Annotated in this window: 1 protein-coding gene; it reads left to right on the top strand. The window is 47.7% G+C overall.

The genetic code is table 11. The annotated features are described in order from the left end of the window. The coding region (locus KDK19_RS01715; RefSeq protein ID WP_257291216.1) for an ATP-binding protein at positions 1 to 1,552 on the top strand (1,552 nt) is incomplete at both ends.

The raw sequence follows: 1,552 nt of genomic DNA, 5'->3' as shown, positions 1-1,552 counted from the left end.
CCCGATGACAGCGTTATTAACGATGTTGCAGAAGAATATGCCCAACGGGTAAAACTGGCTGAAGACAGTGGTTACATTACCGCCAGCAGTATTGAACAGATTGCCGAACAGGTTCGTGAAACTTACCCCTTCCACCCCTCTTTTAAACATCTCGTTGCTTTGTTTAAAGAGAACGAAGGTTTCCGCCAAACACGGGGCTTGATGCAGTTTACCGCTCGTCTGTTAAAAAGTGTGGATGAGCGAGCAACAGATGACGTATTTCTGATTGGCACGCAGCACCTTAATCTGAACGAAGAGTCAGTAAAGGATGAACTTGAGCGTATAGCACCTTCCTTACGCCCTGCAATTACTCGTGATATGGCCGATAGCGGAAATGCTATTGCAGAAACTATCGATAACCAGCTAAGTAGCGATGCAGCCAGTCAGGTTAGCACTTTGTTGCTGGCATCTTCTTTATCTCGTGCTGTTGGTGGGAGGATAGGCTTAACTGTTGCAGAGGTCATTGAGTTTTTGGCTGCTCCAAACAGAAAACCTGATGAGTTTTTAACGGCATTAGAGAAGCTGCAAGAAGCAGGGCAGGCTTGGTATCTCCATAAAGAAGATGAACGGTTGTTTTTTAAGGAAACCCAAAATTTATCTAGCCAGATCACCCGCAATGCCAAAGACATTCCACAACCGAAAATTGATCAGGCTCTAATCAACAAACTGACCGCCATCCTGCAACCTCAAAACAAAAAGGCATATCAGGTATTACAGGTATTACCTCGCCTGGATGACATCAAACTCTCAGGACCGAGAGTGCTCATAGTTATCCGTCCTGATGGCAGTGTGCCACCTCAGGAACTCACCAACTACTTTGAATACCAGCAGGAAAAAAACAACCTGTTGGTATTGTCTGGTCACGACAGCCATATGGCAGACGCAGTGGAAGAACGCCTGCGGGAACTGTACGCCATTGAGAAAATTTTTAAAGGTTTAAAATCCAGTGACAGCCTGTATGAAGAAGCCCGTGATAAACTGGAAGATACAGAAGAGCGTTTTTTCAAAACCATAGCCGGAGCTTATAATCGACTCTACTTCCCCGGTCTGGACGAATCAGATGGCTCAGAGCGCCTTATGCAGGCAACCATCGACAATGGTTTGAAAATTGGGGAAAAAGAACATTCTGCTGAGAATCAGATTGAAGCCCTGCTAGTCAGCCCTCGAGCCAACTACAAGTTAGTGCTCGATTTGCAGGAATCGTTGCAGGAAAACTGGGCACAGGCAGAAGCGGAGCTTTGGCCTGAGCGTGATCGTCGTACGCCCTGGAAAGATGTGATGATGCGCTCCCGAACCAATCCGGCATGGCCCTGGATGCCCGGAGCCAGTGGCATGGATACCCTCAAGTCAGAAGCACTGAAACAAGGCCGCTGGCGTATGGGGGAAGATGGTTACATAGAGAAAGGCCCGTTCCCGAAAGAAAAGACCTCTATCAACATCCAAACCCAAAACATCAACACGGCAACGGGTGAGTCCCAATTGTCACTGACCCCGCGCAACGGTGGTTCAAGCC

This window comes from Endozoicomonas sp. ONNA1 (assembly GCF_024606325.1).
GTDB lineage: Bacteria > Pseudomonadota > Gammaproteobacteria > Pseudomonadales > Endozoicomonadaceae > Endozoicomonas_A.
The sequence above is the reverse complement of the archived record's forward strand: the minus strand, read 5'-3'. Positions and strand labels throughout refer to the sequence as shown.